Annotated in this window: 14 protein-coding genes; 5 read left to right on the top strand and 9 right to left on the bottom strand. The window is 61.6% G+C overall.

Annotated features, from left to right (window positions below):
* Positions 1-9: 9 nt before the first annotated feature.
* On the top strand, positions 10-954 hold the full coding sequence (locus AAGF34_RS22720) for an AEC family transporter (RefSeq protein ID WP_342617977.1): 945 nt from the start codon (positions 10-12) through the stop codon (positions 952-954).
* A gap of 22 nt (positions 955-976) precedes the next feature.
* Here AAGF34_RS22720 and AAGF34_RS22715 read toward each other — a convergent pair whose 3' ends face one another.
* The 8 genes from AAGF34_RS22715 to AAGF34_RS22680 all read right to left on the bottom strand — a co-directional run bounded on the left by AAGF34_RS22715 (position 977) and on the right by AAGF34_RS22680 (position 9,093).
* Positions 977-2,197 carry a lyase family protein gene (locus tag AAGF34_RS22715; protein ID WP_342617976.1) on the bottom strand — a complete coding sequence of 407 codons (1,221 nt, stop codon included), beginning with the start codon at positions 2,195-2,197 and terminating at the stop codon, positions 977-979.
* A gap of 23 nt (positions 2,198-2,220) precedes the next feature.
* Positions 2,221-3,120, bottom strand: coding sequence for a sugar phosphate isomerase/epimerase family protein (locus AAGF34_RS22710; RefSeq protein WP_342617975.1), 900 nt, complete (start codon positions 3,118-3,120; stop codon positions 2,221-2,223).
* Positions 3,121-3,126: 6 nt separating this feature from the next.
* Positions 3,127-4,017, bottom strand: coding sequence for a 4-hydroxyphenylpyruvate dioxygenase (locus tag AAGF34_RS22705; protein WP_342617974.1), 891 nt, complete (start codon positions 4,015-4,017; stop codon positions 3,127-3,129).
* 24 nt (positions 4,018-4,041) lie between these two features.
* Positions 4,042-4,803, bottom strand: a complete 762-nt coding sequence (locus AAGF34_RS22700; RefSeq protein WP_342617973.1) for an ABC transporter ATP-binding protein — start codon at positions 4,801-4,803, stop codon at positions 4,042-4,044.
* A gap of 392 nt (positions 4,804-5,195) precedes the next feature.
* Positions 5,196-5,984 carry an ABC transporter ATP-binding protein gene (locus AAGF34_RS22695; RefSeq protein WP_342617972.1) on the bottom strand — a complete coding sequence of 263 codons (789 nt, stop codon included), beginning with the start codon at positions 5,982-5,984 and terminating at the stop codon, positions 5,196-5,198.
* The gene (locus tag AAGF34_RS22690; RefSeq protein ID WP_342617971.1) at positions 5,981-6,967 is read right to left on the bottom strand and encodes a branched-chain amino acid ABC transporter permease; all 987 of its coding nucleotides are present in this window, start codon (positions 6,965-6,967) and stop codon (positions 5,981-5,983) included. Before AAGF34_RS22690 ends, AAGF34_RS22695 begins: the two co-directional genes overlap by 4 nt.
* A gap of 20 nt (positions 6,968-6,987) precedes the next feature.
* Positions 6,988-7,863 carry a branched-chain amino acid ABC transporter permease gene (locus AAGF34_RS22685; protein ID WP_342617970.1) on the bottom strand — a complete coding sequence of 292 codons (876 nt, stop codon included), beginning with the start codon at positions 7,861-7,863 and terminating at the stop codon, positions 6,988-6,990.
* A 30-nt stretch (positions 7,864-7,893) separates the two neighbouring features.
* Positions 7,894-9,093: an ABC transporter substrate-binding protein gene (locus AAGF34_RS22680; protein WP_342617969.1), complete on the bottom strand. Its 1,200-nt coding sequence runs from the start codon at positions 9,091-9,093 to the stop codon at positions 7,894-7,896.
* Positions 9,094-9,362: 269 nt separating this feature from the next.
* On the opposite strand from AAGF34_RS22680, the gene AAGF34_RS22675 reads away from it, so the two are divergent.
* Both AAGF34_RS22675 and AAGF34_RS22670 read left to right on the top strand, forming a co-directional pair.
* Positions 9,363-10,169 (top strand): IclR family transcriptional regulator C-terminal domain-containing protein, encoded by an 807-nt coding sequence (locus AAGF34_RS22675; RefSeq protein ID WP_342617968.1) that lies wholly within the window; start codon positions 9,363-9,365, stop codon positions 10,167-10,169.
* A 9-nt stretch (positions 10,170-10,178) separates the two neighbouring features.
* Positions 10,179-11,012, top strand: coding sequence for a ThiF family adenylyltransferase (locus AAGF34_RS22670; protein WP_342617967.1), 834 nt, complete (start codon positions 10,179-10,181; stop codon positions 11,010-11,012).
* Positions 11,013-11,042: 30 nt separating this feature from the next.
* On the opposite strand, the gene AAGF34_RS22665 is transcribed toward AAGF34_RS22670, so the two are convergent.
* A complete protein-coding gene (locus AAGF34_RS22665; protein WP_342617966.1) occupies positions 11,043-11,945 on the bottom strand; it encodes a LysR family transcriptional regulator in 903 nt (300 codons plus the stop codon).
* An 85-nt stretch (positions 11,946-12,030) separates the two neighbouring features.
* Here AAGF34_RS22665 and AAGF34_RS22660 point away from each other — a divergent pair, with 85 nt between their 5' ends.
* Positions 12,031-12,384 carry a protocatechuate 4,5-dioxygenase subunit alpha gene (locus AAGF34_RS22660; protein WP_342617965.1) on the top strand — a complete coding sequence of 118 codons (354 nt, stop codon included), beginning with the start codon at positions 12,031-12,033 and terminating at the stop codon, positions 12,382-12,384.
* Positions 12,385-12,411: 27 nt separating this feature from the next.
* Positions 12,412-13,260 carry a class III extradiol dioxygenase family protein gene (locus tag AAGF34_RS22655; RefSeq protein ID WP_342617964.1) on the top strand — a complete coding sequence of 283 codons (849 nt, stop codon included), beginning with the start codon at positions 12,412-12,414 and terminating at the stop codon, positions 13,258-13,260.
* Positions 13,261-13,292 lie beyond the last annotated feature (32 nt).

Below are 13,292 nucleotides of genomic sequence, written 5' to 3'. Positions count from 1 at the left end.
GCCCGGCCCATGCTTGATATCCTGTCCATCACCAGTCCGATCTACTTCATCATCGGCTTGGGATTTGGCCTAACAAAAGTGGGGTTGTTTTCCAAGCTGGACATGCGGGTGTTTGGCAAGTTTGTGCTCAATCTGGCCCTGCCTGCGCTGGTGTTCAAGGCGCTGTCGCAGCGGCAGTTTTCCGAAGTGTTCAACAGCAGCTATCTGCTGGCCTACATGGTGGGCACCTTGCTGGTGCTGGGCGTTGGCTATTCCTGGACGCGGTATGCAACGCGCCAATCGCCGCTGACCAGCACCTTCTACGCCATGGGCATGGGGTGCTCCAACAGCGGCTTCGTGGGCTACCCCATCCTGCTGCTGACGCTGGCACCGGTGGCCGGCGTGGTGCTGGCGCTCAACATGCTGGTGGAGAACCTGGTCATCCTGCCGCTGCTGCTGGTATTGGCCGAGCGCGGCAAGGGCAGTGGCCATGCGGGCAAGGCGTTGGCCCAGTCGCTGGTCAAGGTCGCCAAGACGCCCTTGATCGTGGGATTGCTGGCCGGGCTGGCCATCTCTATCTCGGGCTGGAAATTGCCAGCACCGGTGACACAGACCGTGACGCTGTTTTCCAATGCCAGCGGTGCCCTGTCGCTGTTCGTGATTGGTGGTGCGCTGGTGGGCTTGCCACTGGCCGGCATGGGGCAACGGGTATGGCCCATCGTGCTGGGCAAGCTGGTGCTGCATCCGCTGATGGTCTTGCTGTGCATTCTGGCCTTGCCGTATCTGGGGCTGGCAGCGTTGGACCCGTCACTCAGGACCGGTGCGCTGCTGCTGGCCGCCATGCCGATGATGGGCATCTACCCCACACTGGCACAGGCCTACGGGCAGGAAGACTTTGCCGCAGCGGCCACATTGGCTGCCACCGTGCTCTCGTTTTTCTCCATCAGCGCCTTGCTGTGGGTGCTGCAACACTGACTGTGATGGGAGCGATCGCCGCTCAGGCGGCCAAGCGGTGGTTTGCGGCGGGTAGCTCGGCGCGCAGGGCGTTCAGGTAGTTGCGTGCCATCTGGCCGGCGCCCACGGCAAGGGCGGGGTCGAACCAGGTCTTGGCACTGTCCTTGTCCACCGAACTACCGGCGGCCTGCACATGGCCTTGCATGCGTTCGGTATCCACCACCAGATAGGGCAGGGCGGATGCCATGGCCTTGGAGGCGGCGTGGGCAGACATGAGGAGCTGCGCCCATTCGGCCAACTCGGCCTGCCAGCCACCCAGGGCGCGCTCATGCTCCTGCGGCATGCTGGCCAGAATGGCCGCCACGCGCTGCGGTACGCGTTGTGCAGCGGCAAGTACCGCCATGCTGGCCACCGGATTGTTCTTGTGCGGCATGTCGCTGGATGCGCCGCGGCCGGGCTCGTGGCGCTCCCACACTTCACCCACCTCGAACTGGCCGAGCAGGGAGATGTCCTTGGCAATCTTGCCCAGGCTGCCGGTCATCAGCCCGAGTTCGCAGCCCAGCGCAATCCATTCGTCACGCTGGGTATGCCAGGGCGCGCAAGGCACGCCCAGTCCCAGCGCCTGCGCCATGTGTGCGGCGATCTGCGGGCCCTTGTCGCCCATGCGGGCCAGGGTGCCAATGCCGCCGCCCAATTGCACCTTGAGTGCGCCGGTCTTGACGGTCTGCAAACGCTTGAGGCTGCGCACCAGCGGGCCGGCCCAGTTCACGCATTTGAGGCCGAAGCTGGTCACCGAGGCCGGCTGCATCAGGGTGCGTGCCAGCATGGGAGTGTCCATGTGCTTCTGCGCCAGGTAGAAGATGGCGTCTATGCACTGGCGCAGATCGGCTTCCACCATTTCCAGCACGTCGCGGGTAATGAGCGCCATGCCGGTGTCGATCACATCCTGGCTGACACTGCCAAAGTGCACAAAGGGCACGGCATCGCGATTGAAGAGGCCCACGGTCTCCTTCAGCGTCTTCACCAGCGGAATGGCCAGACTGCCAGAGCGCGCGCTTTCGCGCACGATCTTGGAGGCGTCGAACAGATCGACCTTGCAGGTTCCCACGATGGACTGCGCAGCCGACTCCGGGATTAGGCCGGCAGCTGCCTGGGCCTGGGCCAATGCCGCTTCAAAGCGCAACATGGCGGCCACGAAATTGCGGTCGCCAAAGGCACCCATCACTTCTGGGGTCGACAGAAAGCCTTCAAAGACGTTGCTCATGGCCAGGTACTCGCAGCAGGCGCTCAGCCGGTGCGCTTGAGGCGCAGGGCATTGGGCAGCGGCACCGAGCGGCGCAGCACATCCTCACCCAGCCAGAGCGCCGCTTTTTGCGCGCGGCGGGCCACGACGTCCAGCGGCATCTGCTGGTAGTCATCGTTGAAGACTTCAAAGCTGTAGTCGCCGCGATAGCCCAGTTGGTGCAGCTTGAGCACCAAGGCGGCCAGGGCATCGCTGTGCACGCCTTCACCGGGGAAGACGCGGAAGGTGCGCGCCGTGCTGATGCGCTCCTCCACCGTCTTGATTTCGTTCCACATGAAGTCGGCCAGCTGCACCAGAAAGATCTTGTCCGGGTCCAGCAGCTCCAGGTCTTCCATGGGCGTCTTGGTGGCGAACATGTGGAAGGAGTCAAAGCCCAGCCCGAGGTTGGGCATGTCGGCCTCGGCAATGATGTCCCAGGCTTGCGGAAACTCGTTGATGTTGCGTCCCCAGGACAAGGCCTCGAACGCGATTTTGATGTTCATGGGAATGGCCAGCATGGCCAGCTTGCGCAGGTCCTGCACCAGCTTGTCCTTGTCGCCGGTGGCGTGCGTGGAGGTGGAGGAGCAGGCCAGCATCACGTGGCAGTCCAGCGCGTGGCACATCTCCATCATGGACTTGGCAATGTCCACCTTGTAGTCGTGCAGGTGTCCTGACAGGCCCTCGAAGTCGCGCAACACCTGAAAGCCGGTGACGCGCAGGCCGCTGTCCTTGACTTCCTGCACGGCAGCGCGCCAGCCGTCCGGGTGCCCTACCAGGTCGCGCGCCAGCAACATCACCTGGGTGAAGCCGGCGTTCTTGATGGCCTGCAGCTTGGCCTTGAGCGGGCCGGCCAGCGAGATGGTGTCCATCCCGAAGTTGTCGAAATTGCCCTGGAATTGCGTCATGGCGGATCAGCTCCGGACCTGTAGCACCAGCTCGAACATGGCTCCACTGACTGGTGTGCGGGTCAGGGCACCGCGCTGGGCCTGCTGCTCATCCTTGGGCGGAACGAAGTCCATGCCCAGCTTGCGCAGCGCTGCCACGGTGGCAGGCACGTCGGGCGTGCCCAGGCCTATGCGCTGCAGGCACTCGTCGTCTTCCACATCCAGGATGCCGGGCTCGGGCTCGATGAGCTGCAGGTAGAAGGTCTTGCACGGGCTTTGCAGAATGCGCCCCTTGGGCAGAATGCCAAAGCGTTGCGTGTCTTCCAGCGCGGTGAAGCCGAACAGTGAGCCGTAGAACTCGGTCCAGTCTGCCGTGCGCTCGTTGCCGATGTACTGCACCACGCCGAAGAGGTGCAGGCCGGTGACGGCCGGTGGATGCTGGTCCACGGTGGGAATGGGTATGAAGTCCACGTCGTAGATGGAGAAGTCGCCATGCCGGTCCACAAAATAGATGCGGCTGGTGCCCACGCCATGGATGGCCGGGATGTTGAGCTCCATCACCTCCACATGCACAGGTACGGCCCAGGCGCCGCGGTCTAACGCGCGCTTGTAGGCGGCGGCGGCATCCTGCACGCGCAGGGCGATGGCTGCAATCTGTGGGCGCTCGGTGACCACCGCACCGTCGCCATGGGCATTGACGATGATGTTCAGATCGCCCTGACGGTACAGCAGCACTTCACGCGAGCGGTGGCGGGCTATGGGCCGAAAGCCCATGGTCTCCAGCACGTTACCCAGTGATTGAGGTTTGGAAGTGGTGTATTCAATGAATTCCACCCCCATCAGACCCAGCGGGTTGGGGCCTTCGAAAATGTCCTCACGCTCGATGCCGCCTTGGCGTAGGTTCTGACTCTGTGGCATGGTAGGTTCTCCCGGTAGAAGGCGTCAGACGACGGAAGTCAGATCAGAGGCAGGCGCCGCAGCGGCACCGTGCGCACCGCCCAGGAACAGGCGTTCGATGTTCGGGTCCTCCAGCAGGTCGGAGGCGGGTTTTTGCAGCACCAGGCGGCCGGACTCCAGCGCAATCGCTTCGTCCGAAATCTTCAGGGCGCTCTTGACGTTCTGCTCCACCATGAGCACGGTGGTGCCCTGGTTGGCCAGACGGCGCAGCAGCTTGAACACATCCTGCACTACCATGGGGGAGAGGCCGATGGAGGGTTCGTCGATCAGGATCACCTTGGGGCGCAGCAGCAGGGCGCGGCCGATCTCCAGTTGCTTCTGCTCACCGCCGGACAGGGCCGATGCGGCCGAGTTCATGCGCTCTTTCACGCGGGGGAAGAACTCCAGCACCTCGGGAATGCGCTCGTGCGTGGTCTTCATGCCCAGCGTGATGCCGCCCAGTTCCAGGTTCTCGAACACGGTGAGCTGGCCAAACAGGTTGCGGCCTTGCGGCACGAAGGCAATGCCGTGTGCCAGCAATTGTTTCTGCGTTGCACCAGCGATTTCCACACCGTCGAGCTTGATGCTGCCTTGGCGCGGTTTGAGCAGGCCAAAGAGCGTCTTGAGTACGGTGGACTTGCCCGCGCCGTTGGGTCCGAGCAGCAGGGTAATGGTGCCCTTCTTGGCCTTGAACGACAGGTTGTTGAGGATCATGAAATCCTTGTAACCGGCCACTACGTCGTTGAATTCAATGCAGGTTTCAGACATGTTTTGTTCCAGGTGTTGTTTCTGCTTGCGTTTGGTACGAGGCATTGCGCGCGTTGCGGGTGGGCATGCTGCTGCCACCGGGGTGGATGGTTCCGCGAATGTCCTCCGCCCTGCAGGCTCCCCCTTTATTTCGCTGCACCACCCACCCCGATGTCAGCGGCAAACCGCAGTGTTGGCGTGCAATGACTGAAAGCCCTTGGCGTGCCAACAATGCCTCTTGACTCGGGATGGCGTGGCGCTCAGCGCGGTGAGGTAAAGGAGGAGGCCGAAGGCCGGGGGACACGAACGGCGCTGAGTGCCACGTCAGCCCGAGTCCCGCATGGCCACGCCCAGAAGAGCAAGCGACACGACGAGAACAGACGGCGGTGGTACGTGCGGAATGCGGCATGGCGTTAGCTGCCCAAATAGGCGTCCAGCACCTCTTTGTTGGCGCGGATTTCCGCCGGAGTGCCGATGGCCATGACCTTGCCTTCGACCATCACCATGATGCGGTGGCACAGGTCCATCACAAAGTCCATGTTGTGTTCAATCACCACAAAAGAACTGTGTTTGCCAATCTGCGGGTTCTGGTTGAGTTGCTTGAGCAGGGTGGAGATGCCGCCCACCAGACTCGGGTTCACACCGGCGCAGGGCTCATCCAGCAACACCAGATCGGGCTGGCTCATGAAGGCCATGGCAATGTCCACCAGCTTTTGCTGGCCGTACGACAGCTCGCCCGCTTTCTTGTGGGCCACGTGGCGGATGCGGAACTGGTCGATCAGTGCGTCGGCCTTGTCACCCAGACCGGAGTCGCCGGGGGCGAACATGCGGCTGAACATGGAGCCCTTGTGTTCCTGGGCAGCCACGATCAGGTTGTCGCGCACGCTCATCTTGCCGAATACCTGCAGCGTCTGGAAGGTACGGCCCACGCCGCGCCGGTTGAGCTCCAGCGGACCGAGCTGCGTCACGTCTTCGCCGTTGAGTTCGATCTTGCCGGCGTCAGGTGTGATCTGGCCCAGCATGCTGTTGAACAGCGTGGTCTTGCCTGATCCGTTGGGGCCGATCACGCCGAAGATTTCTCCGGGTTGCACCTGGAAGCTCACGCCGCCTACAGCCTGGATCGCGCCGTAGGATTTCTTGAGGCCGGTCACCTGGAGGACCGGAGCATTGGCTGCGCGGTCATGGTGGTGGGGATGTGTCATGCCTGGGCTCCCATGCTCTTGGCAGAAAGCGCGCGTGCAGCAGACGCTTCCTTGGCTTGTTTCTTGGCGCGGATGCGGTCGGGAATGCTCAGCAGACCGTCGGGCAACCAGATCATCAGCAGCACCACGGCGCTACCGAACACGAACAGATACCAGGCTTGGGCAAAGCGCAGCCACTCGGGCAGCACCACACCCACGGCAGCACCCAGTACCGGGCCCAGGAAGTAGCCGGGGCCGCCCACAACCACCATCAGATACATCATGATGGAGGAGCCCACGGCGAAGGGGGCAGGCTCAATGAACTGCACCAGCGAGGCCAGCAGGCCACCCGCAATGCCTGCATAGGCGGCACCGATGGCAAAGCTCAGCAAGGTGTAGGCGCGGGTGTTGATTCCCAGGCTCTCGGCGCGGATGGGGTTGTCACGCAGGGCAGTGAACGCCTTGCCCCAGGGGCTGCGCAGCAGGCCCATCAGCAGCAGGCCCATGACCACGGTAGCACCCAGCACGAAGTAGTAATAGGCCAGGTTGCTTTCCAGCGAATAGCCGAACAGCGAGGGGCGGGCAATGTTGTTGATGCCGAAGGTGCCGCCGGTCAGCCACTCTTCGTTGCGCATGACCAGCCACACCGCCGTGTTGAAGCCCAGGGTGGCGAAAGCCAGGTAGATGGTTTGCACGCGCAGGGCCGGAAAGCCCAGGATGATGCCCACCACAAAGCAGATCGCTGCGGCAACGGGCAGGCCCAGCCAGAAGCTCAGGCCGGCCTTCATCATCAAGGCGACCACGTAGGCGCCGATGCCGAAGAAGGCGGCATGTCCCAGGGACTTTTGACCGGCATAGCCGACGGTGAGGTTCAGGCCCATGGTGGCGATGACGAACACCATCCAGTAGCTCAGCAGGTAGATGCCGTAGTTCTTGAGAAAGGGCGGGGCGATCAGCAGAATCGCGCCAGCCACCAGCCAGGCAATGAGAGAGAATTTTTTCATGATGCGTGTCTCTTGCGGGTTCAAACCTTGCGCTCTTCCTTCTTGCCCAGGAGTCCCTGCGGCTTGAAGAGGATCACAACCATGAAGATCACCAGTGCGACGGCGTCCTTGTAGGCTGGCGAGATGTAGGCCGCAGCCAGGTTCTCGCAGATGCCCACAATCAGCCCGCCCAGCAGGGCGCCGCGGGAGTTGTTGAATCCACCGATGATGGCGGCGAAGAAGGCCTTGTTGCCCAGGCTCTCACCCATGTCGAACTTGGCCAGATAGGTGGGCGTGACCAGCAGCGCGGCAGCCACGGCCAGCACGGCGTTGATGGCAAATGCGTAAAAGATCATGCGGGGCACGTTGATGCCCAGCACCGAAGCACTTTCGGTGTTTTGCGCAACTGCCTGCATGGCGCGACCGGTCACCGTCTTGGTCATGAAGGCCTGGGTTGCAAACACCAGCGCGATGGCCAGCACAAAGGTACCCACATCAGCCAGCGTGATGGTCACGCCGGCGATGTTGTACAGCTTGTCGGCAAACAGACTGGGAAAGGGTGAGGCTTCTGCGCTGTAACCAGCACGGATGACGCTGCGCATGGAGATGGACAGGCCGATGGTGGCCACCACGATGGGCATCATGCCGTACTTGAACAGTGGGTCCACTATGCCGCGCTTGAAGACCCAACCCAGGACCACTACAGCCACCAGGGCCGACAGCCCGAAGCTCACCAGCAAAGGTGCGCCCATGGACATGAAGGCCAGCATCATGAAGGCCGGCAGCATCACAAACTCGCCTTGGGCGAAGTTGATGGTGCCGCTGGCCTGCCACAGCAAGGTAAAGCCCAGCGCAGCCAGGCCGTAAATTGCGCCCGTGGCCATGCCACTGAACAGCAGTTGGAGGAAGTCGGTCATGGGAAGGTCCGCAGTACGTTCAGAAAAGGCTTACTTCTTGGCGGCAGGCTTGGCGGCGCCAGCAGGTGCAGCAGAGGCAAACAAGGATGGATTGACCGGTGGCAGCACGGTGGTGACTTCCTGCTTACCGTTCTTCACTTCCACCAGATAGCTTTCGCGGTCCAGGTCGCCGTTCTGGTCAATGGCCACGTCCACCAGCACGCCAGGGTACTTCTTGGCGCTGATGACCAAGCCGTGCAGGGCTTGTGCAACGGCCTTGCGATCGAGTTTGCCGACCTTTTCAATGGCAGCCTTGAGCATGTAGACACCGGTGTAGCCCTTGATGCCGTTGTGATCGGAGATGTACTTGTATTCCTGGTAGAACTTGGCCTTGAACTTCAGCACCTCGGGGTTGGGTGCGTCCACGGTCAGACCGACGTGGCCTACTGCACCATTGGCAGCGTCGCCAGCGAGCTCAATCACCTTTTGGCCGGTCAGGGTGGTTTCACCGATAACAGGCTTGTTCCAGCCTTGCTTGCGCAGCTCGCGCAGGATGCGGGCGGACTCTTCCTCGTTGGAATAGCTGAACAGGGCGTCAGCGCCGCTTTGCTTGGCTTTGAGCACTGCAGCGGAGAAGTCGACCTGACCGGAGTCGGTGGAGATTTCTGCTACGACCTTGGTGGCGGTGTTGGCCAGGTTCTTCTTGATGTTGTCCAGACCGCCCTTGCCGAAGTCGTTGTTCACGTAGAGGACAGCCAGTGTCTTGACCTTGGCCACGTCGCTGATGTAGCGCGCAATCTTGGGGAAGCTCTGGGCCTGGCCAAACGCGGTACGGAAGATGTAGGGGTTGCCCTGCTGGGTGATGGCTGCAGCTTCACCACCGGTGAAATTGGGGATCTCAGCGCGGCGGCTTTCGGCCATGGACACCATGATGGAGCCGGAGAACACCGGGCCGTAGATGGCGAACACGTCTTCATCAATGGCCTTTTGTGTCAGGCCCTTGGCCACGCCGGGGTTGCTCTGCGTATCGGCCGTGGTGGTTTCGATCTTCTTGCCCAGGATGCCGCCAGCGGCATTGATTTCCTTGACGGCCATTTCAACGCCGTTCTTGAAGTTGGTGCCGGAAGTTGCGCCCGCACCGGAGAGTTCCACGATGTTGGCGATCTTGATGGTTTGCTGTGCGAAGGCGGTGCCAGCACAGACCAGCGCCGCGCAGGCTGCGATCAGTTTGAGGGTGGTGCGTTTTTGCATGAAGGTGTCTCCTCTAGGGAAGTAGTTACTCATTTGGGCCAACTGAGCCAGTGCAAGGAGAGCGGCAGTCGCGGAGCGGTTGGTGTTCCGTTTTGTGCGTTGATCGCTCAATTTGGCTGATTCGGAGCGAACTTTAGCGGTGACATCTCAAAACAAAAAGCTTAATTTCCAATTTATGACCGATTAACGAACATAAATGTTCGATAATCGATCGTTTCGAGGGTTAGCACTTAGGCCGGGCGGCGCTCCTTGAAATCAAAATTGCTGCCATGGCATTCCAGACACCACAAGACCCAAGCACCCAGAGCGCGCTGGCTCAGGGGCTGGACAAGCGCGACTGGATTGCCGGCCTGGAAAAAGGGCTGTCCATCATCGAGGCCTTTGACGACGCACATTCCCGCATGACGGCCAGCCAGACCGGTGAGCGCTGCGGCATGACCCGCACCGCCGCGCGCCGCTATCTGTTGACCTTGCAGCATTTGGGCTATGTGGCCACCGATGGCAAGCTGTTCTGGCTGACGCCGCGCGTCTTGCGGCTGGGCCAGTCCTATCTGGAGTCGGCGCGCCTGCCTCGCGTGGTGCAGCCTTTCCTGCAGCGGGTCACCGCCGGCACCAACGAAATTGCGTATGTGAGCGTGATGGACGGGGACGACATCGTCTACGTGGCACGCAACGGCAGCAACCGCAGCATGAATACCGGCTTTGTCCTGGGTTCGCGGGTGCAGGCGCGCGTCACTGCGGCAGGCATGCTGATGATGGCCTTGCGCGGCCCGGAGTGGGTGGACCGCTGGCTGGCAGACCACGAACTCAAGGCCTACACCTCGCACACCATAGACAACAAGGACCGTTTGCGCCTGGAGCTGGCCCGCGTGCGCCAGCAGGGCTGGGCGGTTTCCGAGCAGCAGCTGGAGCTGAATTACCGGGGCATCGCCGTGCCACTGATAGACCACCATGGGGATCTGGTGGGCGCGGTCAGCGTCTCCATGCCCATGGGCCATGAATCGACTGAGGACGCGCTGCGGCGTGTCCTGGGGGTGCTGCAGGAAACTGCACGCGCCATGCGCAACCTTCTCTGACAACACAGCATGATCAACGGAAACACAGAAATCATCGCCCACATCGGCTACCCCACCCACACCTTCAAGTCGCCGATGATTTACAACCCCTACTTCGAGCAGGCGGGAATCAATGCGGTGGTGGTACCTATGGGGTGCCAGGTACCGGACTATCCGGCGTTTCTCAAGGCCGTGTTCAGCCTGACCAATATCCGCGGTGCCCTGATCACCATGCCGCACAAGGTGACCACCGTAGGGCTGCTGAACGAAGTCACGCCCACGGTCAAGGTGGCCGGTGCCTGCAATGCAGTGAAGCGCCGCGCCGACGGCAAGCTGGTGGGTGACATGTTTGATGGCGAGGGCTTTGTGCGGGGCGTGCAGCGCAAGGGCTTAAGCCTGAAGGGCAAGCGCGTGCTGGTGGTGGGTTCTGGCGGTGTGGGCAGTGCCATCGCGGCATCCCTTGCCGCAGCTGGCATTGCAGCGATTGCCCTGTATGACGTCAACACAGCCAGCGCAACCGCCCTGGGCCAACGCTTGCAGCAGAACTACCCCTCTATCAACGTGACCACCGGTTCCAACGATCCGCACGGCTTTGATTTGGTGGTGAACGCCACACCCATGGGCATGAACGAGGGCGACCCGCTACCGCTGGACGTCTCTCGCTTGTCGGCCAACACCTTTGTGGGCGAAGTGGTGATGCGCACCGAGATGACCGCCTTCCTGCAGGCGGCCAAGGCCCAGGGATGCGCGGTGCAGGTGGGCTCGGACATGCTGTTTGAGCAGATTCCGGCTTATCTGGAGTACTTTGATTTGCCGACCACGACGGCGGAGGTGTTGCGGTCGGTGGCGCGGTTGAGTTACTGAGTTTCTTGTTGGGAGAGGGGGCCAAACACCTCAAGCAATAACCGCCTTTGCAACCTCATCCACCTGCCCCCGCAACCAGGCATGCGCGTGGTTGTGCTGGTGCCGCATGTGCCAGACCATGAACATCGGCATGCGTGGGCAGGCCAGGGGAACCTTGGTGCTCGCGAGGTCGCGCAGCATATGCCGACCCAGCAGCCCAGGCCCGGTTGCCAGCAGATCCGTTCCCTGGACGAAGGGGGCAATGCCCGCAAAGCCGGGTACGGTGACGGCGAATTGCCGGTGCACGCCCTTGTCGGCAAGCCACTGGTCGAAGTCCAGTGAGCGGCGTGGCTCGTACACCACGGTCACGTGGCGGGCTGACAGGTATTGCGCGCGCGTGAGCGGCGGCTGACGTACCTGCGGGTCATAGAACACCTGGTACTGGTCTTCGAACAGGCGTTTTTGCACCACGTCTGTCCCGTCGGGCGGTCGGGGACTGATGACCAGTTGGCAGCGCTCGTTGCGCAGCATTTCCAGGCTGGGTACGTCGGACGGAATGACCCGCAGCGCCAATCCAGGCGCCCTGGTGCGCAGGCGCGTCATAAGTGCTGGCAGCAGCAGATCGCGCTGGAAATCGTTGGCGGCAATGGTGATGGTGGTGTTCCAAAGGGCCGGATCAAACTGGTCGGACTGGGCAAATCCTTGCAGCGTGGACAGCAGCTCGCGCGCTTGCGCAGCCAGCTTTTCGGCGCGTTCGGTCGCCACGATGCCGCGCCCGGATTTCACAAACAACGGGTCGTTGGTGATGGCGCGCAGCTTGTCCAACAGGTGGCTGACGGCGGATTGGGTGACGCCCAGGCGCTCAGCCGCGCGGGTGACGGAGCCGGTTTCCACTACCGCCACAAGCAATTGCAGCAGACGCCCGTCCAGGTCCAAATGATCGAATTTACTCATATATTCAATCATGATTGATCTGTTTATCTTTGGCAATGGATGGCTGACACTGCAACCACTTTCAACCCCATGCAGGAGACAGACTGTGGCTTCCAAACCGGCATTGCCCCCCATTCCGGGCACCAATCCTTTTGATGGCGAGTACGCCAAGCGTGGTTACGCACTCAACAAGATGTGCTTTTCGTTCAACTCCGCCGAAAACCGCGCCGAGTTCCTGAAGGACGAAGAGGCCTACATGACCAAATACCAGCTCACCGATTCGCAAAAGGCGGCCATCCGCTCCAAGCAGGTGCTGCAGCTGCTGGAAGAGGGCGGCAATGCCTACTACCTGGCCAAGTTCGCCGGCATCTTCAAGCTCGACATGCAGGACATTGGCGCGCAACAGCGCGGCATGACCAAGGACGAATTCAAGGCCATGCTGGTGGCCGCCGGTAAATAAAACACCCTACGTAGGAGCACACACAACATGGCAAAAATCATTGGCGGTCTGGGCACTTCCCACATTCCCGCAATCGGCGGCGCAATCCACAAGGGCTTGCAGCAGGAGCCCTACTGGAAACCCTTTTTTGATGGCTTTCCACCCGTGCAGCAGTGGCTGGGCAAGGTCAAGCCCGACGTGGTGGTGATGTTCTACAACGACCACGGCCTGAACTTCTTCCTCGACAAGATGCCTACCTTCGCCGTGGGCGCCGCAGCCCTGTACAACAACGCCGACGAAGGCTGGGGCATTCCCACGCTGCCTCCGTTCAAGGGCGAGGTGGATCTGTCCTGGGAAATCATCAACCATCTGGTCGACCAGGAGTTTGACGTCACCACCTGCCAGGAAATGCTGGTGGACCATGCCTGTACCCTGCCGCTCAAATTGTTCTGGCCCGAGGGTGATTGCCCGGTGACGGTGGTGCCGGTGTGCATCAACACTGTGCAGTTCCCGCTGCCCCATGCCCGCCGCGTGTTCGCATTGGGTCATGCCGTTGGCGAGGCGGTGGCTGCCTGGAACAGCGACAAGAAGGTGGCTTTTGTGGCATCCGGGGGCCTGAGTCACCAGCTTGAAGGCGAGCGCGCCGGCTTCATCAACAAGGAATTCGACCTGCAATTCCTGCAAAGCCTGGAGACCAACCCCGCGTGGGCGACCCAGTTCAGCATCCATGAGCTGGTGGAAAAGACCGGCACCCAGGGTATCGAGCTGCTGGCCTGGTTGGCCATGCGCTCGGCATTGTCCGCTGGCGCCAACAGCGGCGTGCGCAAGGTACACAGCAACTACCACATCCCGATTTCCAACACGGCCACCGGGTTGCTGGCACTGGAAACTTTCTGACCAGAGCGTGGCTCCAGGAAGCAAAGGGCAGG

It is taken from the genome of Rhodoferax sp. GW822-FHT02A01, assembly GCF_038784515.1.
GTDB lineage: Bacteria > Pseudomonadota > Gammaproteobacteria > Burkholderiales > Burkholderiaceae_C > Allorhodoferax.
This window is presented reverse-complemented; position numbering and strand designations above follow the sequence as displayed.

Bases quoted from the DNA above. Each gene is read 5' to 3' on its own strand.
- AAGF34_RS22690 (WP_342617971.1), bottom strand. From the start codon at position 6,967: ATGAAAAAATTCTCTCTCATTGCCTGGCTGGTGGCTGGCGCGATTCTG.
- AAGF34_RS22670 (WP_342617967.1), top strand. From the start codon at position 10,179: ATGATCAACGGAAACACAGAAATCATCGCCCACATCGGCTACCCCACC.
- AAGF34_RS22695 (WP_342617972.1), bottom strand. From the start codon at position 5,984: ATGACACATCCCCACCACCATGACCGCGCAGCCAATGCTCCGGTCCTC.
- AAGF34_RS22705 (WP_342617974.1), bottom strand. From the start codon at position 4,017: ATGCCACAGAGTCAGAACCTACGCCAAGGCGGCATCGAGCGTGAGGAC.
- AAGF34_RS22685 (WP_342617970.1), bottom strand. From the start codon at position 7,863: ATGACCGACTTCCTCCAACTGCTGTTCAGTGGCATGGCCACGGGCGCA.
- AAGF34_RS22700 (WP_342617973.1), bottom strand. From the start codon at position 4,803: ATGTCTGAAACCTGCATTGAATTCAACGACGTAGTGGCCGGTTACAAG.
- AAGF34_RS22680 (WP_342617969.1), bottom strand. From the start codon at position 9,093: ATGCAAAAACGCACCACCCTCAAACTGATCGCAGCCTGCGCGGCGCTG.
- AAGF34_RS22665 (WP_342617966.1), bottom strand. From the start codon at position 11,945: ATGAGTAAATTCGATCATTTGGACCTGGACGGGCGTCTGCTGCAATTG.
- AAGF34_RS22720 (WP_342617977.1), top strand. From the start codon at position 10: ATGCTTGATATCCTGTCCATCACCAGTCCGATCTACTTCATCATCGGC.
- AAGF34_RS22675 (WP_342617968.1), top strand. From the start codon at position 9,363: ATGGCATTCCAGACACCACAAGACCCAAGCACCCAGAGCGCGCTGGCT.
- AAGF34_RS22710 (WP_342617975.1), bottom strand. From the start codon at position 3,120: ATGACGCAATTCCAGGGCAATTTCGACAACTTCGGGATGGACACCATC.
- AAGF34_RS22715 (WP_342617976.1), bottom strand. From the start codon at position 2,197: ATGAGCAACGTCTTTGAAGGCTTTCTGTCGACCCCAGAAGTGATGGGT.
- AAGF34_RS22655 (WP_342617964.1), top strand. From the start codon at position 12,412: ATGGCAAAAATCATTGGCGGTCTGGGCACTTCCCACATTCCCGCAATC.